1 protein-coding gene (only partly in view) is annotated in these 23,125 nt (G+C 68.3%); it reads right to left on the minus strand.

Going from position 1 to position 23,125, the window contains the following annotated elements:
* Window positions 1-23,102, minus strand: partial view of a CARDB domain-containing protein gene (locus FHR21_RS08150; protein ID WP_184097098.1) — the 5' portion only. Its footprint begins 13,933 nt before the window's first position; 23,102 of the gene's 37,035 nt are visible here — the first part of the coding sequence; its start codon is at window positions 23,100-23,102; its stop codon lies beyond the left edge, outside the window.
* Window positions 23,103-23,125 lie beyond the last annotated feature (23 nt).

The following is a 23,125-nucleotide window of genomic DNA, read 5'->3' on the forward strand; positions in this document are numbered from 1 at the left end:
CGCATCACGCCGGTGCCGTCGCCATTGTCGACGAAGGTGATGAAGGGCGGCAGCGGCTGGAACGGGCTTTCGTTGATCGCCGCGAGGCTCAGCGGATTGCCGTCGGCGTCGAAGGCCGAAACCGGAATCTCGACCACCGTGTCCTTGGCCACGGTGACATTCTCGATCGTCCGCACTTCGGGGCGACGGTTCTGGTTGAACACGCGGATCGGCACCGTGATTTCGGTCGACAGCGGCGGCTCGTCGCCGTCGCCCGTGTCGGTGGCGCGGAAGCGCAGCTCGTAATCGCCGGCCTGCGCATTGTCGGGCGTCCAGCGCAGCTCCATGGTTTCGGGGTCGAAGGTCGCGCCCGGCGGCAGCACCGACAACAGCTCGACCGTCACCGTCTTGGGCAGGCTGGTGGTCGCCACGACCTCGCCGGTCTGCATGTTGCGCAGCGCGGGCGTGTAATAGGGATTGTCGGGATCGAAGGCGAACGCCTTGAAGACCAGAAGCTGGCCTTCGAGCACCTGCCACCCGTCGAGCTGATCGAACACCGGCGCCGCATTGGCGTTGAGCACCGTGATCTTCGTGGTGAAGCGCACCGTGGTTTCGCCATCGCTGACGTCGAAGGTGACGTTGTAGTCGCCGGCCTGGATATAGGTCGGCGTCCATTCGAACGCGCCGGTCGTCGGGTTCAGCGTCGCGCCGAACGGCAGCGAAGGGCTGGAGAAGGTCAGCGGCCGGTCGCTGTCGGCGGTCGCGTTGATGCGGAAGCGGATGAAATCGCCTTCGCGGGCGCTGCGGTCGACGACCGGCACCACCTGCGGCGGCTGGTTGCGGTCGGCAACGACCAGCGAGATCAGCGCCTCGTCCCGGCTGATCCCGTCGGTGACATAGAAACGCACGTCATAGGTGCCCGCCGAGCGATAGTCGGTAAGCCAGCTGAACATGCGCGTCGCCGGGTCGAAGCTCGCGCCGGCGGGCAGGCCGTCGACCCAATAGGTGAGCGGATCGAAATCGGCGTCGGTGGCGGCAAGCTGGAATTCGAACAATTGCCCTTCCGCCCCCTCGACGCGGATCGGCGCATTGCGGAACTCGGGCGCACTGTTGCCGCCTTCGACCGCCAGCACGAAGCGCTGAAGCGACACCGCACCGCGCGAATCGAAGGCTTCGACCACCACGGCGACGCTCGCCGGGCTGTCGGGCCCGGGCGTCCAGCGGATCAGCCCGGTGTCGGCGTCGATGGTCATGCCGTCGGGATGGGTCAGCAGGCCGAAGACGACCGTCTGCCCCTCGGCATCGCTCGCGGCGGCCTGATAGGCGAAAGCCTGGCCGACCTTGGCGCGGTCGGGCGCCTGGCTGGTGAAGCTCGGCGCGGTGTTGGGCAGGGTGCCGGCGACGATGCCCGCGGCGAATTCCAGCCGCCGGTCGCCCGGCGCGGTGATCGACACGGTGCGGCCGCTGGTGCTCTGCCCGGCCTCCAGCACGCCGCCGGGCGGCAGCGCCGAAGCCAGATCGACCAGCCAGCGGCCGTCGTCGGTGCGGCCCGAGGCGTCGGTCGGAACGCCCGGAAAACCGCCGAGCGGGTCGATGGTCAACAGCGCCGGCAGCGTGATCGGTCCGTCGGTACGGTTGGTGATCGTCACCTTGTAGGAGATCGTGCCGGTCAGGCGGTCCATCCGCGTGTCGCTGAACACGACATCGACCAGCATCGAAATATCGTCATACGCCTGGAACGCGCTCTGATAATTGACCGCCATGCGCTGGCCGGTCGCGGCGGCGAGCCCCGACTTGACCGTCAGCCGGTAATTGCCGGCGAGCAACGTCCCGACCTCCAGCACCGCGGTGCGCGTCGCCGCGTCGTAGGAGACCGACCGGATCGCGTGCGTCTTGCCGCTGTCGTCGGTCAGCTCGTAATATTGGCGGTTGGTGACCGAGGCGGCATCGCTGGCCGCGCCGACGAACATGTCCTGATCGAAGGTCACGGTCAGGAACGGCATCGGCAGCACCGCATTCGATCCGGCAGGCGGATTCGTGGCGACGACCGCCGGCACGGTCGCCGGGGCGACGACATCGACCTGCCCGCTCTGGCTGATCAGCAGCCGCCCGTCGCTGGTCGCGTGCACGACGTCGCCGCGCGATCCTCCCGTCGCCACCGCGATGCGGCGCAGCGTCGCCATGTCCACCATCGTCAGCTCGCTGCCCTCGGCGGCAAGGCCGGTGTCGGCGACCTTGCCCGCGGTGTGCGACACGAACATCAGCCCGTCCAGCCGCGTTCCGGCCCGCCCAAAGGCGATCGAATCGGCGGGCGCATCGAAGGTCAGCATCGTCTCCGCCCGCGCGCGGTCGTTGAAGCGCACGACCTGCTTGCGGTCGGGCCAGGTCACGGCCCACAGCGTGCCGTCGCCGTCGAAGGCGAGGCTGCCGACACGCAGATTCTCGTCGCGGCTCCACTGGGTGACGCTGCCGTTGTCGGGGTCGAAGACCGAAATGCCGGCGTTGGTCGATACATAGATCGCGCCGCTTTCGGGATGCACCGCGATCGCGATGGTGATGCCGTCGCCATGGCGTTCGATCACCGCGCCGGTATCGGGGTCGAGCCGCAGCAGCGCGCCGCCGCCCGTCGTCGCCCACAGGCGTCCTTCGAGGTCGAAGGCCATGTTGAACACCGGCACATCGAGTTCGGCGAGCGGCATGCCCGCCACCCCGCCGCGCGCGTCGAAGCGCCAGATGGTGCCGCGATTGGCGCCGCCCGAAACCAGAATGCTGCCGTCGGGCGCCTCGACGATCGCCATCGGACCGATGCCGCCGTCGCTCTGCCCGATCCCCACGGCAAAGGCGCGCGCGATGAACGGACTCAAGATCGCATCGAATTCGCTGGGCGCCGCCAGCGCCGCCGCGGCGGGAACCTTGGCTTCGGCCGCGGTGAACAGCGCGTTGGTCGACGGCGCGGGCGAGGGTTCGGGCGCCTGCCCGAAATTGGGCGGCGTCGTCCCCGGCACGGTCGGCAGCGCGCCCAGATTGACGCCCGACCCGTCGGCGACGGCGTTGACGCCGGGCTTCGGCACCTCGCGATTGCCCGCAACGTCGGTCGCCAGCGCCAGGAACTCATAGGTCTTTCCGGCCTCGCCCTCGAACACCAGCGATCCCGACGCGTCGGTCAGCCGCCGCTGCCAGATGCGGAAATCGCCGCCGTCCTCTGCCACATAAAGGGTAACGTGGCGCACGCCCGATCCGCCATTGTCGTCGCGGACGTTCCAATCGATGCGATAATCGTTCGTCGTACCGATGCGCGTCGCGGTCAGGCGGCTTTCGGGCGCCTTGCCGTCGACCATCTGGTTGAGGATCGTCGTGTCCTCGGGCGCGAAGCCGGCCATCAGCACGCGCGCCGATGCGGCGATGGTTTCGCCCGTCGCGACGTCGACCGCCGGCCGCACCGCATAGGAAACGAAGCCCGCCCCCGACCCCTGCGCGTTGTTGGGCGCCAGCAGGCCGCGCGTCGTGTCCTGCAGCACCTCGCCCGTCACCGGGTCGATCGCCTGGATCAGCCAGCTCGCGCTCGCGGGCTGCTGATAGAGGTCGAGCACCGCGCTGACGCGCAGGATGAAACCGCGCGTGCGCACGAAGTCATATTCGGCCTGGAAGCTCGTCCGCCCGTCGGGCACGTCGATGGTGATGTCGCCGATGCGGATATCGCCGAAGGTGAAGCTGCGCGCGTCGAGCTGCGGGTCGAGTTGCGTGACGATGCGGATCTCGTTCGTGTAGCGCGACGAGCCGGCCGAATTCTCGAAACCGATGCTGTAGGGAAGCTCGGCCGAAGCGGGCAGCCAGCCCAGCGTGTCCATGGTCTGCGGCCCGGTGATCGACGCCAGCCGCCCACCCGCGCCGCCGCTGGTGAAGAAGCGCGAGAAATCGAGCTGCGCCAGCGGATCGCCGTCGACCGGCTCCGGCCCGTTTATCTGGAAATCGGCGGGCAGGCCCGCGCCGCGCTGCGCGAAATCGACCCAGGGGACATAGACGCGGAACGCCTCGAACCAGGTCGGACCGCTCAGGCCCAGATCATAGTCGGCGGGGTCGGGAAGCGCCGGGATCGGCACCTCGCCCGTGTAGCGCGGGCTCTGGCGCGGATCCATATATTCGATCGCCGCCATCTGGCCGTTCTTGTGGCCGTACAGCGCGCGCACCTGCTCGAAGAAGCCGAGGTAATCGCCGTTCGAGCGGATTTCGCTGCCCGCCGGACCATAGAGGATGCCCGACGCCAGCGTCGCCATCAGGCTGACGATATGCGCCTGCGTGCGGATCGGCGGCACCTCGCCCTCGGGGCGCAGCAATCCCGCATCCTCCAGCGCGGCAAGATACAGGTTCACCCAGTCCCGCTCGCTCGCGGCGAGTGCCAGCAGCGCGGGCGGCGCGTCGTCCGCCGCCAGTATCGCGTCGCGCAGCCGCAGGGCCTCGTTCGTCTGGAAGGCGACGAACTCCGCCCGCGTCATCGTCGTCGCGGAGGCGAGGATGTGGAAGCGAAACGGGATGAACGGAATCTCGTCCCGGCTCGGCGTCGCGGCGTTCGATTGGTAGAGGCCGACGAAGTCGAGCTGGTCGAGCACCCCGCGCGCGGCGGGAAGCTGGTCGGCGATCAGGTCCTTGACCGCATCCCACCAGTTTTCGAGATTCCCCTCGCCCGCCGCGAGCAGATTGTCGAGCGACGGGAAGGATTGCGCCATCTGCGCGCGGAACGCCTCAAACGAGCGGTCCGCCATCGCCTTCAGCCCCGGATAGGTCGACACGTTGAAGGTGAAGCCCGTGAAGCCGTCGGCCGGATGATCGTAGAGGAAGCCCGAGGTGATGAGCTGGCCGCCCGTGTTGGTGATCGATTCGAGGCCCAGCCACGGCACCAGCGCGTTGACCCCCGCCAGCACGCCTTCGGGCGCGCCGCGGACGTTGGTGAAGAAATCGAGGAAGCGCAGGCCATAGACATATTGGTTGCTGCCCAGTTCGGGCACCCCGACCTGGAAATAGGTGTAGGGCGCGTCGAGGTTCGACCGGTTCTCCAGCGCCACCGAATAGGTCGCCTGGTCGCCCGCCAGGATCACCCGCGGGCCGCCGACGCCGATCGTCACCTCGGGCTCGATCCCGCGCTCGATCAGGAAGCGATAGGGCTCGCTCGACTGGGCGCCGTCGGGGTTGATGACCTTGATGTCGTAAAGGCCGTGCGGCGCGTCGGTGAAATCGAAGGTCGCGATGATCGTCGACGCATCGACGACCTTCCACGCGACGGGTTCATATTCGGCAATATTGGGACGCGACGCCTTGACGATGGCGTCGGGGTGGAACTGCGCGCCCTTGATCGTCGTCGTCACATAGCGCGAATCGCCGCCGCGATCGGTCTGGATGTCGGTGATGACCAGCGGCAGCAGGTCGGCGACCAGCGTCACCTGCGATCCGTCGGCGGGGCCGCTGTAGCCGCGCACCAGCACATAATAGACGCCGGGTTCGGTGCCGGGGACGATCGCCGTCAGTTCCTGCGCCAGCGGGCCGGTATAGGTCGCGTCGAACGCGGCCGAGGTCGGCACCTCGTCGTGGCGCACGAACACCTCGTTGATGCTGCGTTCGTCGTCGGAGCCGACGCGCAGGCGCAGCGTCTTGTCGGCGGGAACCTCGATCCGGTAGAGCCGCTCCTGCCCCGGCGCCAGCGCGACGGTCAGCGGGATGCCGAGCGTCAGCGTATCGACGGCGATCGACAGCGTCTCGGCCGACGCGGTGGTGTTGTTCGCCTCGCCGACATCCTCGTGAAGCTGGTTGCGCACGTCGGCGCGGACGATGATGCGATAGTCGCCCGCCGCCGCGCCGGGCAGCGTCGTCGTCAGGCTGAGCGTATAGGTGCCGTCGGGATTGAGGACGCCGCCGTAATCGGCGCGGCCGAGCAGCTTGTCACCGACGTCCCAGGTCGCGTCGCGCGACAGATAGACGGCGTCGGTCCAGCGCCCCGCCGCGACGACGTCGCTGACATTCTTCACCGTCCAGCTGATCGTCACTTCGTCGCCGGGCCGCTGGGTATCGGGCACGGTGATGTCCATGACCTGGATATCGGTCGGCGGCGGCAATTCGATCACCATCGGGACGGCGCTGGCGCGCATATTGTCCCGCTCGTCGCTCTCGAAAACCTGTCCGGTGGCGTTGTAGCGCGCGGGGTCGGACACGACAAAGACATAATAGGCCTCGGTCCCGAGGTCGGTCGGCACCGCAAGGTCGAGCGCGACGTCATAGCTGTCGCCGGCCGCCAGCCCGCCGCTGTGGCGGACCGATCCGATATAGCGGTCGGACGTCAGGTCGAGAAACGGATCGCGCGACAGATAGATCAGGTCGTCCCACTGCGCCTGCAGCGCCGGGGTCGCCCCGCCGTTGTTGGTCACGCGATATTCGAGGCGGAAGGTCTGCCCGCGCACCGCGCGTTCGGGCGCGGTGAGCGCCGTCACCTGAAGGTTGGGCGGCGTATAGGGGGTCAGCGTCACCGCCTTCGCAATGCTGTTGTTGCCTTCGCCCTGGAACTCGCTGACCTTGCCCGCCAGCGACCCGCGCACGCCGTTGAGGCGCGGCGACAGGGTGCTGTTCGCATAGCCCGAATCGGCGAGTTCCGAATCGGTCATCGCAATGACGTGCATCGCTCCGTTCAGCTCGAAGGGCAGCGTCACCGTCACGGTGGCGTAATAGGATTCGCCGGCCTCCAGCACGCCGACATGCTTGTTCTCGGCGCGGACGATCACGCCCGGCGCGCTCTCGCGCGACATCAGCCAGTCGCCTTCGTCGAGCGAGGCGTCGAGCGACAGATAGACGCGGTCGGTCCAGCTGTCCTCGCGCGTCGCGCGGTTGCCGACATTCTCGACCTTGAACCTGATGGTGATCGTGCTGCCCGCGGCGATGGTGTCGGGCAGCGTCAGTTCGGTGACGCGCAGGTCGGGCTCGCGATAGACGACCGGGAAGGCCGCCTGCCCAACGTTGCCCTGCGGCAGTTCGAAGGCATATTTGGCGAAGCGGTCGAGCAGGGCGCTGTTGCCGCCGTCGCGGACGATGTCGGTGGGCACCGGCGTGTTGCCGGCCGAGTTCGCGACGACATAGACGTAATATTCGCCCTCGACCCCCGGCGGCAGGGAATATTCGGCGGTGCGGCTATAGCTCTGCCCGGCGCCGAGCGGGCCGTTGGTGACGTTGACCGTCGCGACCTTCTGCGCGCGGCGGGTGTCGAACACCGGGTCCTTCGAGATCCAGATTTCATCGGTCCAATATTGGGTGCCGCTCCACACCGCGCCGCCGCGGTTCTCGACCGTATAGGTGACGCTGGTCTTCTCGCCCGAATAGGCCGGGGCCGTCGGCGCCGCCGGCACGACCTGGACGACGCGCAGGTCGGCGGGCGCGTTGGTGACGCTGGTCGCGGCAAAGCCGTTGTTGTCGAGATTGTTCGGATCGCCCGCCAGCTGCGACACGACGATCACGTACATCCCCGCCGCCGCGGGGTTCAGCGTGAAGGTCTGGCTGTTGGTATAGGACTGGCCGGGGTCGAGCGGATTCAGATTGTCGAAGCTGCCGAGGTCGAAACGCCACGTCGCATTTTCCAGCAGCGGCGCATCGGCCAGATAGACGCGATCGATCCACTTGGCCGCAGCCGCGTTGCCGTTGGAACGGACCGTCCAGCTGACGTTGAACTGCCCCCCGCCGACGCCGACCGGATCGGCCGTGACCGCATCGACGGCGATCGCGCGGGTGAAGGTCTGCGGCGGGACGCCGACGATGTCGATCGCACGCGCGCGATAGTTGCTGCTGTTGATCTCGTTGGGGTCGTCGGGATTGACGTTGGGCGCGAGCGAATCCTCGAGCAGCGTCGCATAGGGGTCGACCCACGGCATGATGTAATAGGTGCCCGACACCAGCCCCTCGGGCAGCGTCAGCGTCAGTTCGCGGTCGTATCCCGCATCCTTGACCAGGATGCCGCCGTCATAGGTCAGCGTCGTCAGCAGGATGTCGCCCTGCCCCGGATGCGGCCGGTTCTTGTCGCGGGTCAGCCAGATCTGCTCGGTCCAGCGGCCGAGGTCGGTGTCGCCGGCGCCGCGGTTGGTGACGCTGTAGCGCACCGTGACGCTGTTGCCCTCGAACGCCTGCGCCGGGGCGACGACGCTGTCGACCACCAGATCGGCGAAGGGGATCGGGTCGACGAATATCTCGTGCGCGACGATATTGCTCTGCGCCGTGTCGTTCGGCCATTCGTCGATGGCGTTGCCGCTGTCGGTGGCGACGAGGATATAGACGGTGCCGCGGAAGCGCTTGGGGATGGTGAAGGTCCCCGAAGCCGACAGATATTCCTCGAGCGAGCCGAGCGCCGACGGGTTCTGCAGGCTCGACACCAATATGTCGTCGTTGGAAATCTTGTCGTCGAGCGACAGCCACACCTGATCGGTCCACAGCCCGTTGGCGGCGACCAGCCCCTGGTTGACGACCTTGAACTCGATCGACGCGGTCGCGCCGGCGGTGATGCGGTCGGGGGCGATGACCTCGCTGACGCGCAGGTCGGGTCGCGGCAGCGCCGACACCAGGATCGCGGTGCTGCTGACCCGCCGGTTGTTGTCCTCGTTCAGATGTTCGTAGACGCTGTTCCCCGCGTCGGTGACGACGATCAGCTCATATTGATCGCTCGTCTTCGAGGGCAGCCGCATTTCCTCCTTGCGGCTATAGGTCTTTCCGGCCTCCAGCGGCCCGGTGTAGCTGTAGGTGCCGATCAGCGTGCCGGCGCCCGTATCGCCGACCTTGCGCAGATAGACGCGGTCGGTCCACGTCCCGGTCGCATTGGCGGTGCCGGCGTTGCGGACGGTCCATTCGACGTCGATGACCTGTCCCTCGACACCCGTCGCGGGGAAGGAGATGCTGTCGACGACTAGGTCGGGCGGCGGGGCGAGCGCGACCGCCATCGCGTCCGACGCGCGGCTGTTGTTGGTCGTGAACACGAACTCATAGGGGCCGCTGCGCGGGTCGCTCGACCCCGGCGTCTCGACGACGATGCGATAGGCGCCCGACAGCCCCTCGGGCAGGCGGAAGCTGGCCGTGCGGTCATAGCTGGCGCCCGGCGCCAGATAGCCGAGGTGATTGACGCTGCCCAGCCGCACCCGGCCGGTGCCGTCGGTCCGTTCCAGATAGACCTGATCGAACCACTCGCCGCTGTTGGTCAGCCCGATGCCCTGATTGGTGACGCGCCAGGTGACGTCGATCGTCTGTCCCGACACCGCGCCGGCGGGAACCGCGACCGACGCGACGACCAGGTCCGCCCACGGAATCGGCGACACGTCGAAATTCCCCGCCAGCACGCCGCGGTTCGCCTCCGCGCCATTCTCGAACACCTCGCCCTTCGCGTCCGACTGCACGAACAGCGTGTAGCGGCCGTGGAATCCGGCCGGCAGGATCAGGTCGAGCCCCGCGCGATAGGTCTCTCCGACGTTTAGCGCGCCGCTGTGGACATATTCGCCGAGCACGATGTCGTCATTGTTGCCGAGCACGCCGTCGCGCGACACGATCACCCTGTCGGTCCAGCCGTGGGTGAAACCGGCGCCGGTGCCGACGTTGGTGACGGTCCACTCGACGCGGACGCGCGCGGGATCGTCGATCGTCTGCGCGGGCGCCGTGACGTCGCTGACCTCGAGGTCGGCATAATCGGACAGCCCGATGTTGAGCGCGATCGACCCGATGTTGTTCGCCTCACCCGCCGCCGTTTCGGCGACGACCCCGCCGCTGTCCGACTGGACGATCAGGCGCCAGGGGCCGCTGGCGTCGATCGGCAGCGTGACCTTGAGCACCCCGTCATAGATCGCGCCCGCCGCGAGCTGCGCCTGTGCGATCAGCTCGCCCAGCTTGATGTCGCCCGCGCCGACCGCATCGTCGCGCGACAGCCAGACGGTATCGGCCCAGCCGCCCAGCGTCGAACCGGTGCCGTCGTTGCGGATCTGCCAGCGCACCTCGATTTCGGTGAAGGATTCGGCGTTGCCGCCTTCCGGCCCCTGGATCAGCACCGGCACCAAGTCCGGATGGGTCAGCATCAGCGCGCCCGACATGCCGTCGTTGTCGCCGTCGCGCCCACCTTCATAGACCTGGCCCTGCGCGTCGGCGCGCACGAAGATGCGCCATTCGCCGTCGGTATAGCCGGTCGGAATGGTGACGAGCTGCTTGACCTCATAGGTTTCGCCGGGCGCAAGGTCGAAATTGCGCGGCACCGACACAAGCTGCTGCGCGCCCGAAATCGTCGTGTCGTCGTCGATATAGATACGGTCGACCCACGGCGCGGTCGCCGCGCTTTCGCCCGTGTTGCGGATGACATAGGTGACGAGGACGGTCTCGCCGGGCACCGCGCCCGGCGGCACCGAAACGCTGTCGACGACCAGATTGGGCGCCGCCGTCGCGGCGAAGCGCACCACCGGCGACACGACGCTGTTGTCGCCTTCCAGCAAATTCTCGAACACCGTCTGCCCGGCATCGGTCACCAGGATCAGGCGATAGTCGCCGACCCGGCCGTCGGTCACCCGCACCTCGACGCTGGCGGTGTAGCTGTCGCCGACCGCGAGCCCCGATCCGCGCACCACTTCGGCCAGCACCAGATCGTTCGCGTCGACGACGCCGTCGGCCGACAGGATCAGTCGGTCGATATGCCCGCCCGCGGCGGGGGCGTCGCCGGTGTTGCGGACGCGCCACGACACGGTGAAGGGATCGCCGCCGAACACCGTGCCGGCGGGCCCCGACACCGCGTCCGCCACCAGATTCGGCGCGGTCGCGCTGATCTGGATTTCCACCGGCGCGCTGGCGTTGTCGGCGCGCGTATCGGGCTCCACCACGGCCTGTCCCGCGTCGGTGACGACGAATAGGCGATAGAGGCCGCCGATGTCGGAGGGCAGCGCGATGTCGAGCGACGCCGTATAGCTGCCGCCTTCGGCAAGCGGATCGGTGCGGCGATATTCGCCGATGACGATGTCGTCGCCGTTGCCGAGCACCGCGTCGGCGCTCAGGATCACCCGGTCGACCCAGCCGCCCTCGGCCGATGCCGACGCGCCGGCATTGTCGACCCGCCAACTCACCGTCATCGTCCCGCCGCCGATCGCGGTCGGCGGCGCGCCAACGTCGCCGACGCGCAGGTCGGCATAGACGCGCGCCGCGACGGGCATCGTCAGTTGCGCGCTGTTGTTGCCTTCGGCGTTGCGGCCGTCGGCGACCTCGCGCACGGCATTGCCGCCGCCCCCGGCATTCTGGTCGGCATACAGGTTGACGCGGATCGACCCGACCGAGCGCGCGCCATCGGGCAGCTTGAAGGTGAAGCTGCGCGCCCGCTCCGCCCCGGCGGCGAGCAGCATGTCGCTCGCGACCGCGGTATCGAGCAAAGTCTCGCCGGTGGTGACGTTCTGCACCAGCACCCGGTTGTTCCAGCCCGCCAGCGTCGCGGCATTGCCGATATTGGCCTCGGTCCAGCTCAGCGTGATGCTGTCGCCCGCCTGCGGGGCGATGGCGTCGATCGCCATGTCGCGGATCACCAGATCGGGGGCCGAGGTGATCGTCAGCGCCGCCGCGTTGTTCGTCTCGCCGGTTCCGGCGTCGTTCGCCTCCGCGACCTGATCGAGGATGTCGGTGGTGACGGTGAAGGTGAACTGGCCGTGCCCGATCAGTCCCTCGGGCCAGACGATGCTGTAGCTGCCGCTGCGCGACGCGCCCGCGTCGATCGGGGCCGCCGCGACGGTGGCGAGCAGCACCTGCTGCCCGCTCGACGCATTGCGCACGACGATGCGCTCCGAAAAGGCGCCCGCGGTCGGCTGGTTGCCGCTGTTGGTGGTCTTCCAGTTGATCGTGACGGTATCACCGGGTTTCCAGCCGCTCGCCGGTTCCACCGCGACCTGACCGACGCTCAGGTCGATGAAGGGCGCGAGGATCGACTGGAACTCGACCGACGCCTCATTGTTGGTCTCGGCCGATCCCGAGGCATTCTCCTCCGCCACCGCGTTCGCGATATCGGTCGTAACGATCGCGACGATCCGGCCGACGCCGGCGTTGCCGGTCGGCAGGCTCACCACCGTCTGGCGCTGGCGCGACGCGCCCGGCGCCAGGTCGCCGCCGTTGTCGGCTATCACGAAATTGCCGATGATCTGCCCGGTGTCGAGGTTGCGCAGGATCAGCCGGTCCGACCATGTCCCGGTCGCGGGCAGCGTGCCGTCGTTGCGCGTCTGCCACGCGACGGTGATCGTGCCGCCCGACTGGATCGCCCCCTCGCCGCTGACCGTGACGCCCTGCGGGACCAGGTCGGGGGCGGGACGCACCTCCAGCCCCGGAATGGGGATCGGCGCGGTTTCGGGGTTCTCGAAGACGTTGAAGCCATAGGTGTAGACCGAACCGACGTCGCCGATATAGCCTTCGAGTAGCAGCGTGTAGGTGCCCGTGTCGGGCAGGACATAGCTGTCGACGTCGTTGAAATAGCCGCTGAACAACTGCCGCCCGTTGGGCGCGATCAGCCGCCAATAGGGGCTGCCGCCCGACAGGGCCTGACGGTCGAAATAATAGCGTTCGCCGGCTTCGCCCTCGAAGCGGAACGCCTCGGTCTCCGATCCGGGGCTCAGCGTCCCCGTCACCGGCAGGCCGGGGGTGATCGGGGTCGCGGCGGCGAGATCGAGGACGCGCAGCGCATAGTCGCGCGCGGTCGTGCTGTTGTTGCGCACCCGCAGTTCATAGTCGCCCGCCGGGACGACCAGCACCGGGTTGGCGGCGCCGACCGACGCGCCGTCGGAGCTCTGGAAGCCCTTGCTCGCCACCTCGCCGCGCGGCCCGGTCAGCGTCCAGACGAGGCTGCCGTCGCTGGTCAGCGGATCGACGAGCAGCAATGTGCCTTCCGTCAGCGTGAAGCGATAGACATCCTCCTGCTGCGGCTGCGCGAACGTGCCCGAATGGGTTGCGCCGAGCGTCAGCGGCGCGACCTTGTCGACCAGCTTCGACACCTTGAACTGGACCGGCGCCGACGCGCCCGCGACGGTGACATGCCCCTCGACCACCAGCGTATAGGTGCCGGAACGCGTCAGCACGACCGGCCCCATGTCGCTGCTCGCGCCGGTGTTGTTGTAGACGATCTGGCGGCCCTGCGGGTCGATCAGCCGCCAGCGCCCCGTCGGCCCCGACGACAGATAGTCGAAGAACAGCTTGTCGCCGGCCTCGCCGGCAAAACGATACAGGCCGGTGCTGTTGGCGGGTTCGAGCAGGCCGTCGATGACGGTATCGAGCGCGATCGCGGACGCCGACGCGAGGTCGAGCAGGCGGAAGGCATAATCGCCGGTGACGTCGTTGTTCGCCCACACCGTCAGCACATAGTCGCCCGCCGCGGCCAGGAAGGGCGTGGCGTCGGTGCGCGACTGCGAATCGCTGTTGGCGAAGGTGCGGTCCTGGATCGTCGTGCCCTGCGGCCCGGTCAGGCTCCAGCGGAAATTGCCGTTGCCCGTCAGGCTGTCGAACAGCAGCAGCGCATCCTGCGCCAGCGAGAAGCTGTATCGCATCCGGTCGCCGGGCAGCGGCACCGTCCCCTGCGTCGTCGCGCCGACGGTCAGCGCCGCGCTGCGGTCGGTCATCGACACCAGGCGGAACGCCGTCGTCTGCGGTTCCGCATTGGCGATGCGCCCCTCGACCATCAGCGTGTAGCGGCCGGTCTCGGTCAGCTCGACCTGCGAATCCGACCCGATCGAGCGCGGGGTGAACACTGTGTTGCCGCGCGGGTCGATCAGCCGCCAATAGGGCAGCGTCGCGCCGCTCATATAGTCGAAGAACAGGCGCTCGCCCGCGGCTGCGTCGAAATGGAACAACTGGGTCATGTTGCCCGGATTCAGCGTCACCGACTGCTGCTCGCCCGGCGTCAGCGCCGCCGCCTGCGCCAGGTCGAGCAGGCGGAAGGCATAGCTGCCCGTCGCCGTCCCGGCCGAGATCGCCAGGCTGTAGGTCCCCGGCTGGAGCAGCATGACCGGATTGTCGCTGAAGTTCAGCGAATCCGACGCGGTGAACTGGCGCGCCGCCGGGGTCTGGCTCGGCCCGCTGATCTGCCAGCGGAAATTGCCGTTGTTGGTCAGCGGATCGAACACCACCGCGGTCGGCTGCGTGATCGTGAAGCTGTAGCGCTCGACCGCGCCGGTGCGCGCGATCGAACCGGTCACCGCCTCGCCGAACGGCACGGCGGGCATCGCCGCCACCGCCGGGGTCATGGCGACGGCGATATTGTCGACGTCCTGGTCGCCGGTCGAGGTGCCCTGCGAGGCGCTGAGCGCGACGCGCCCCGCCTCCAGCTCCATGCCGGGAATGAAATAGTCGGTGACGACCTCGATGGTGCTGCCGCCCTCGGCGGTCAGCCGGATGGTCAGCAGCGTGCCGCCGGCGGTGCGCGTCATCAGGATGCGCGCGTGCGTCCAGTCGCCGCTGGCCAGCGTCAGGCCGGGGCTGGCGATGTCGGTCAGCTTCACCCCGTTGTAATGGATCGACACATGGTTGGCGTTGACCTCGCCGTTGTTGGCGAAGCTGTCGAAGCCGATCCCCAGCGCCCCCGCGACATTGGGCTCGAGACCGCTCGACCCGCTGCGCGGGATCGTCGGCCCCGGGCCGCCGGCGCCATAGAGCGCGACGGGCAGCCAGGCGAAGGCGATGCCGTCGGGGTCGGTCGCCTGCCCCGCGCGCCGCTCGATGCGGAAATCGAAGCCGACATCGACGACGTCCTGCCGTCCGCTGCCGGTCGCGGAGAAGAAGACGCTGTTGTGCGGATTGCTGTTCAGCGCGTCGGTCAGCCGCAGGAAATCATTCTCGCCATCGCGCAGCACCTGCGCGGCCGCCCCCTGGTGATTGACCAGCACATAGGGCAGCCCGTCGGCGTCGAAATCCTGCCCGGTCGCCCCGTTGGCGGGCGGCTGCGCCGCGACCTCCAGCAGGAAACTATAGCTGAAATTGCTGCCTTCGGCGGCATAGCCTTCGACCAGCAGCGTATAGGTGCCCGCCATCGCCGCGGTCATCAGCCCGCTGTCCTGCATGGAGGTCGGGCCGAACACCACCTGCCCCAGCGGATCGATCAGCCGCAGGCGATGATTGTAGTTGGGGCTGTTCAGCACATCGATGCCGAACCGCATCCCTTCCGTCGCCTCGAAACGATAGGCGGCCGTCTCGCGGCCCTGCGGCCCCAGATTGCCGGTCGTCCCCTGATTGGCGACCAGAAGCTCCGCCGCCGCGAGGTCGAGCAGGCGGAAGGCATAGGCGCCGGTAAACTGGCGATTGCCGTCGATGGTCAGCGTGTAGGTGCCGGCCGCGAGGTCGAGAACCGGGTTGCCGGTGAAATTCAGCCCGTCGCTCTGGTCGAAGCGGCGCGCCGACACGATCTGTCCGTCCGGCCCCGCCAGCGACCAGTTGAGCTCACCCTGATAGAGCAGCGAGTCGAAGACGAGCCGCGTCCGTTCGGTCAGCGTGAAGCTGTAGACGTCGCGCTCGCCGGGCTGCGAGATGGTGGAGGAAATCTGCGCGCCGATGGTCAGCGGCGCGGTCTGCACCGCCATCGGATAGATGATGAAATCATAGGCCGCGGCCAGCCCCTGATCGATGCGCCCCTCGATCAGCAGCGTATAGGTCCCGCCGAGCGTCAGAAGCTGCCCGTCGATGTCGGCCATCGACTGCTGGTTGAAGACGATGTTGCCGTTCGGGTCGATCAGCCGCCAGCGCACGTCGCTCTTGACGCTCAGCACGTCGAAGAAGAAGGATTCGCCAGCATTGGCGGAAAAACGATGGATCGCGGTCGCGTTCGACGGGGTCAGCGATGCCGTCACGCGGCTGCCCATCGCCAGCGGCGCCGCATTGGCGAGGTCAAGCAGGCGGAAATTATAGTCGGCGACCGCATCGTCGATGCCGTCGATCGTCAGTTCATAGCGTCCCGCCGCGAGCGCCAGCACCGGATTGCCGGTGAAAGTGAAGGAATCCGACTGGTCGAAGCGGCGTCCGTCGACGATCAGATCGCCATCGGGACCGGTCAGGCTCCAGCGCAGCCGACTGTTGTTGGTCAGGCTGTCGAACAGCGCCAGCGTCGTCTGGGTCAGCGTGAAGCTGTAGCGGTTCTCGGCGCCCGGCGTCGCGATGCGTCCCGTCACGCCATTGGGGTTGGTGCTGCGCAGCAGCGCGCCCGCGGGCAGGCTGGTCGAATCGAAATCGAGCGCGATCTTCAGGTCCGGCGTCCCGGCGGGGGGCGCCGATGCCATGTCGGCGGCGATCTCCGCCGCGCTGCGCGCGACGCCCCACAGGCGGAAGCTGTCGACCGCCCCTTCGATCGGGGCATAGATGGATTCATCGTCATAATGGCCGATGTAGAAGGGGTCGGCGACGTCGACATTGTCGTTCAGGCGGATCTGCCGCGACGCGACTTCCTGGCCATTGACATAGAGTTTGAGCGTCCGGTTGTCGCGATCGACGACCATCGCCATGTGGATCCACTCGCCGGTCGGCACCACGCCGCTCGCGCTGGTGACGTCCTCGCGCCCGGAGGCATCGCGCACCGTCGCCCAGATCTGGCCGCTGCTGTTGACCGCTAGGCGATAGGGCGCCGTGTCGCCCAGCCCCTTCGACACCACGGGCATCCAGCTGCTGGTGAAGCGGTCGAGGAAGAACCAGCCCTCGATCGTCAAATTGCGGGTCAGGTCGACGTCGGGCCCGTCGGGCAGTTCGACATAATCGACCCCGCGCAGCTTCAGCGCGTTGCCGTCGACCCCCGCGACGACCGCCGGCGCCTCCGGGTTCGGCCCTTCGAGCGTGATCGGCACTGGCGCGGTCTGCGCCATGTTATACACCGCCACGCGATAATCGACCGGCCAGTTCACGACCGCCGCGCGCATCTCCATCACCAGCGTATAGGTGCCGCCATAGGCGAGCACGCCGGTGTCGATGTCGCCGACCTGCACCGGACCGGAAATCTGCCGTCCGAAGGGGTCGAACAGGCGGAAGCTGGCGCGGCCCAGCGATCCGCCGAACTGCTGCAGGTCGATGAACAGCCGGTCCCCGGCAGCCGCGTCGATCCGCCACACGGCATTGTCGCGCGACCCGCTCGACCGCCCCGTCGCGACGCTACCCTGCGGCAGGACGGGCGCGGCTCCGACGTCGATCAGGCGAAAGGCATAGGCGCCGGTGGCCGCGCCGGTGCCGTCGACGGTCACGGTATAGGTCTCCGGCCCGACCTCGATCAGCGGATTGCCGCTGCCATATTCGTGGCTTTCGCCGTTGCGCATGTTGCGCGCCGCCGAAACGCCGCCCGGTCCGGTGATGGTGACGGTCATCTGGCTGTTGTCGTGCAGCGCGTCGAACAGCAATATCTTCGGTTCGGCGACGGTGAAGCTGTAGGTGCGCGTATCGCCCGGCGTCGTCAGCCGCCCCTCGATCACCCCGTCCAGTCCCGCCAGGTCGCGCAAGACGGGAACATCCGCTCCCGACACCTGGTTGCGGACCGTGCCGCCCGCGATCGCATCGAAATCCATCCGCAGCACGAGCCCGCCGGTGTCCGACGGCACCCCTTCCATCCCGGCGAGAATATCGTCCGCCGACCGACCATGGTCCCAGATGCGCAATTCGTCGATCGCGCCTTCCAGCTTCTGATAGCTGTCGTTCTGTTCGGGGCCGGTGCCGATGTAGAGCGGCGAGGTGGCGCCGCCGTTATGCGGCGCGGTGGGAACATTGGTGCGCGACGCGACGAGCACGCCGTTCAGATAGATGCGCATCTGCCCCGTGCTGCGCTCGATCACCGCGGCGACATGCGTCCACTGGCCCTGCGGCACCGATCCGCTGGCCGTCTCCAGCGTGTCGTTGGCCGTCCCGCGATAGCTCGACAGGTGGACATAGCCGCTGCTGTTGTACCACAGCGTATAGCCGCGCCCGTCGGTCCCTTCGCCCTTGTAGATCAGCGGCGTCCAGCTGTCGGTCATCCGCTCGGGATTCAGCCAGAACTCGATCGTCAGATCCTCGCGCAGGTCGAGCGCGGGATCGTCGACCAGTATCTGCTCGTGCGTCGTCATCGACAGCGCGTTGCCGATCTTGCCGGGGCGCAGCAGCGACGGCTGCTCGACATTGCCGTCGAGCGCGATCGCCGTCGCGGCGGTCGTCGCCCGGTGCAGCGCAAAGCGATAATCGCGCGCCGTCGCGTCCCACACCCGCCCCTCAATCATCACGACATAGGTGCCCGCCTGATCGGCGGTGAACTCATAATCCGCGACACCGGCCGGGGTGCGCGTCTGCGTGCCGTCGGGCCGGATAACCCTTATGGTCGCATTGCCGATGCCCAGCAGGTTCTGGAAATAATATCGCTCGCCCGCCGCCGCGTCGAAACGGTACATGTCGGTCTCGCTCGACGGCTCGAGCCGCCCGCTGACGCTCTGCCCGAACGCCACCGGCGCCGCGTCCGCAAGATCGAGCAGGCGGAAACTGGCGGGCGCGGTGCGATAACCGTCCGCCTGCACGGCGATCTCATAGCTGCCGGGCGCCAGCGTCAGCACCCGCTCGCCCGACGCTTCGGAGGAATCGCTGTAATAGAAATCGGCGGAACTGATCGTCCCGGTCGTGCCGCGCAGCGCCCAGCGGATCGTCGAATCATTGGTCAGCGAATCGAAATAGACGCGCGTCGTCTCTGTCAGCGTGAAGGTGAAACGGTTGACCTCGGTCGGCCGTGCGATCGCGGTGCTGACCGTCTCGCCCAGCGCGATCGCCCGCGGCGCGGGATCGACCGGCCGGATCAGCGCAAAACTGTAGGCGCTGCTTTCCGCCGTGTTGGTGGCGCGTCCCTCGACCAGCAGATAGTGGCGCCCGGTGACCGCCGCGACCAGCGTCCGGTCGGCGAAGGTCAACGCCCCCGTCACCTCGTTGCCGAAGGAATCGACCAGGCGGATCGTGCTCGATGCCGGCACCGTCTGTGCGTCGAAGACGATGGTCTCGCCTGCGGAAAGGTCGAGCGCATAGACGTCGGTTTCGCTCGACGGCGCCAGCGCACCCGCGATCGTCGCGCCATCGGCGGCAAGCAGCGTCGCCGTCGCGGCAAGGTCGAGCAGGCGAAAGGCATAGGGGCCGACCGCCGCGCCGGTGCCGTCGATCAGCAGTTCATAGTCCCCGGCCGCGAGCATCAGCGGCGGGCGCGTGCCCTGAAAGGCGCCGTCGGCATCGCGCAGCGACGCCGAATAATCGATCCCGGGTCCTTTCAGGCGCCACGTCAGCGTCGTGCTGCCGGTGAAGCTGTCGAGGGCCAGCAGCCGCTCCGACGAAAGCTGGAAGCGATAGCGCTGGACGTCGCCCGCCGCCGCCAGAACGCCGTCGATCCGCGCGCCGAGCGTCAGGTCGAGCGGCGCGGGATCGCGCGGGCGGTTGAGGATGAAGGAATAATCGTCGTCGGCGGCGGTGTTCGCCACCCGCCCCTCGATCAACAGGACATAGGTGCCGTCGACCGGCAGCACCAGTTCGCGGTCCGCGAAGCCGACGGGCCCGACGACCAACCGGCCGAACGGGTCGATCAGGCGAAAACTGCCGCTGCTGAGCGCCGTCTGGGTATCGAGATACAGCGTCTCGCCGGCGACGCCGGTGAAGCTGTACATGTCGGTCGCGCGCGAGGGCAGCAGCCGGCTCTCGACCAGCGCGCCGCCGGGCGTGATCGGCGTCGCCGCCGCCAGGTCGAGCAGCCGCATCGAATAGGCGCCGGCCGTGCCCGACACCCGCAACTGATAGGTTCCGCCCGCGGGAAGGTCGATCACCGCGCTGCCGCTGATGCCGGTGCCGTCGCTGGCGCTGAAGCTGCGGCCGGTCACCTCGACGCCGTTCGGCCCCAGCAGCGTCCATGTCTTGCCGCTGTCGTTGGTCAGCGAATCGAAAGTGAGCCGCGTCGGGCCGGCGACGGTGAAGCGATGGAGTCCCGGCTCGCCGCCGGCGACCAGCGTGTCCGACAGCGTGTCGCCAAGCTGGAATAGCGCGCCGCCCGATATGTCGGGCAGCGCGACATGCTCGGTCAGGTTGACGCGGAAGCCATAGCCGATCGGCGCGGCTCCGACCCGCTGCTCGATCGCAAGCGTATAGGTGCCGGTGACGCGCAGATCGACGGTCGAGGTGCCGTAAAGGTAGTTCGCGTTCGTCACCTGCCGCCCGAACGGGTCGAACAGCCGCCAGCCGATGCTGAAGTCGCTCGATGTCGCATCGATCAGCCGTTCGAGCGTCACCTTGTCGCCCGCCGCGGCGTCGAAGCGATAGACGTTGCTCGTCCCACCGGTCGCGAAGCTGCCGGTGACGTCGGCGTCGAGCGCGACCGGCTGAGCGTTCGCGGTGTCGATCAGGCGAAAGGCGTAATCGACCGCCTCGCCGGCGCTGCCGTCGACGATCAGGCTATAGGTGCCGGCGGGCAGGTCGAGCAGCGACGACAGGCCCGACGACAGGTCGATCGAATCCGAATAGGCGAAGGCGCGCTGGTTCACCTCGGCGCCGCGCGGTCCGGTCAGCGTCCAGTGGAGGTCCCAGCGGCTGCTCAGCGAATCGAACAGCAGCCGCGACGGCTGCGTCAGGGTGAAGGTCAGAGTGTGCCGCTCGCCGGGCTCGCGCCGCCCGGTGACGAGGGTATCGACGGCGATCGCGCGCGTCGGATCGGCGACCTTGATCATGCGCGCGGAAAAGGCGGCGGCACCGCCGTTGCCGACAACGCCTTCGACCGCGATCAGATAGGTGCCGTCCATCGGCAGATTGGCGAGGTTGAGGTCGGCCAGCGCCATCGGCGCGACGAGTTGAGTCCCGTCCGGACGGTAGACGCGCACGGTCAGCGAAGCGCCGCTCTGGCTCGCGACGTCGAAATACCAATGCTCGCCCTTCGCCGCGGCGAAGCTGTAGAGCCGCGTTTCGGTCGCCGGCGCGCCGCCGGTCGCGGGCGAGCCGGAGGGCGAGGAATCGGCCGCGGTCCATCCGTCGGCCTCGTCGAACCGCCAATAGCCGACGAGCCCGCCCTCGCCGCCCGACAGCGGCGCCTGCGCCGCGGCGGCGATCTGGGCCGCCGAACGCGCTACGTCCCAGACGCGCACCTCGTCGATCGCCCCGTTCCACGGATAATAGGCCTGCGGGCCGCCGCCGATCACCAGCGGCGCGCCGCTGTGGCGGATCGCCTCGGCGAAGTCGCGCTCGGCGACCTGCAGGCCGTCGACGTAAAGCCGCATGACCGCGCCGTCATAGGTGGCGGCGACATGCACCCACCGTTCGCTCTCGATCGGCGCCTCAATATAGGCGTCGTACCAGTCGTTGAGATAGAAGCGGACGGTGTCGCCGATCCGCAGCAGGCCATAGCCGTCGTCCCACGACGTGCTCGACCCCTTGAACAGGATCGCCTGATAGGGGTCGCCGCCGAAGATGATGATGCCGCCGTCGCCGTCGTCGACGGCCTCCGCGCTGCGCACCCACGCCTCCAGCGTCAGCGTCGCCGGGCGCAACGCGTCCGAATCGGCGACGATCAGGTCCTTCTGCCGATTGACGTCCCAGCCGTGGTTGACGGTCCCGGGCAGCCCCGAATAGTCGAGCGGGGCGCCGTCGCCGCGCCCGATTGCGTCGCTCACCCCGCCGTCGCCGACCGCGCCCCCGAACCCGGGCAGCGCCGTCACGTCCTGCGCCGCGCCCGCGTCGAGCAGACGGAAGGCGAAGTCGCCCCGCGCGTCGCTCCCGCCGCCGCCCACCGTCAGCCGGTAGCGCCCCGCGGGCAGCGCCAGCAGGGGCTGGCCCGAACTACCTTCCGAATTGGAGAAATAGCGCCCGTCGACCACCGTGCCTCGCGGGCCGGCTAGGCTCCATTGAAAGCCGCGGTCGTCGCGCAGCGCGTCGAACAGCAGCCGCGTCTCGCCCGCCAGGTCGAAGATATAGGTGATCGTGTCGCCCGCGCCCTCGATCCGCCCGCGCACCAGTTCGCCCGGCGTCAGCGCGGCCTCGGTCGCGGTCACGCGCGACAGGATGAAGCCATAGTCGAACGCGGCGCTGTTGCTGTCTACCCCCTCGATCGCGAGCGTGTAGGTGCCGGTGCGATCGAGCGCGAACACGCCCGAATCGTTATAATAGTCCGGGCCGCGCACATATTCGCCGTCGGGACCGATCAGCCGCCAACTCACCGTGCCGCCGGTCAGCGTCTGCCGGTCGAAGAAATAGCGTTCGCCGGCGACCGCGTCGAAGGCATAGAGGTCGGTGGCGCGCCCTTCGTTCTGCGCCGAAACCAGCGCGCCGGCCTGAATCGACGCCGCATTGGCGATGTCGAGCAGGCGAAAGGCGAAGGCCCCCGTCGCGTCGCCGTCGCCATCGACGGTCAGCCGATAGGCACCGGCGGCCAGGTCGAGGATGTTCGATCCGGAGATGTCGATCGAATCCGACGCGCCGAAGGCACGGCCGCTGACGAGCGTGCCGTTCGGCCCGACCAGCGACCAGCGGATGTTCGACCGGTCGGTCAGCGAATCGAAATAGACCTTGCGCGCCTCGGTCAGCGTGAAGGTGAAGCTCTGCGTCGCGCCGGGCACGTCGAGCGAACCGGTGACCGGGGGCACGGCCGTCGGGGCCGACAAGGACAGAAGCGAGATCCCCTCGCCCTCCCCGTCCGCCCCGCCGAAAGTCGTCAGCGCGGCGGTGGTGCCCGGCGCGCCCGCCGATCCCGAGCCGCCGGAGCCGCCATGGGCATAAAAGCCGCTGGCCGTGTCGGCGCCGTCGACATCGAGCGCATAGCCGCCGACCCGCACCGAAAGCGCCGACATGTCGATGCCCGGCGCGATGCCGCCGATGCCGGTGCCGGCGCCGGCCCCGTCGAACGGCATCACGGTCAGGAATTTGGCAGAGGGCTCCATGCTGGCGACCAGCCCGGACGGAAGGCCAAGGCCGAGTCCGACGTCGATCGGCGCGACGTCGGCGGACAGCAGCAGGCGCGGCTCGAGCGCCTCGACCGACAGGCGGCTGGACAGGATCGACGATCGGCGCAGCGCCGCCTTGCGCTGTTCGGCGCGGATGCGCGCGGCCCCCTCCCCGAAACTGAAGAGATTGGCGAGTGGGCGGCCAGGCGACGTTCCACGCCTAAAACCATTGAGCATTCCGATCCCCCCTCTTCCGACGC

It is taken from the genome of Sphingopyxis panaciterrulae (genome assembly GCF_014199295.1).
Lineage (GTDB): Bacteria > Pseudomonadota > Alphaproteobacteria > Sphingomonadales > Sphingomonadaceae > Sphingopyxis > Sphingopyxis panaciterrulae.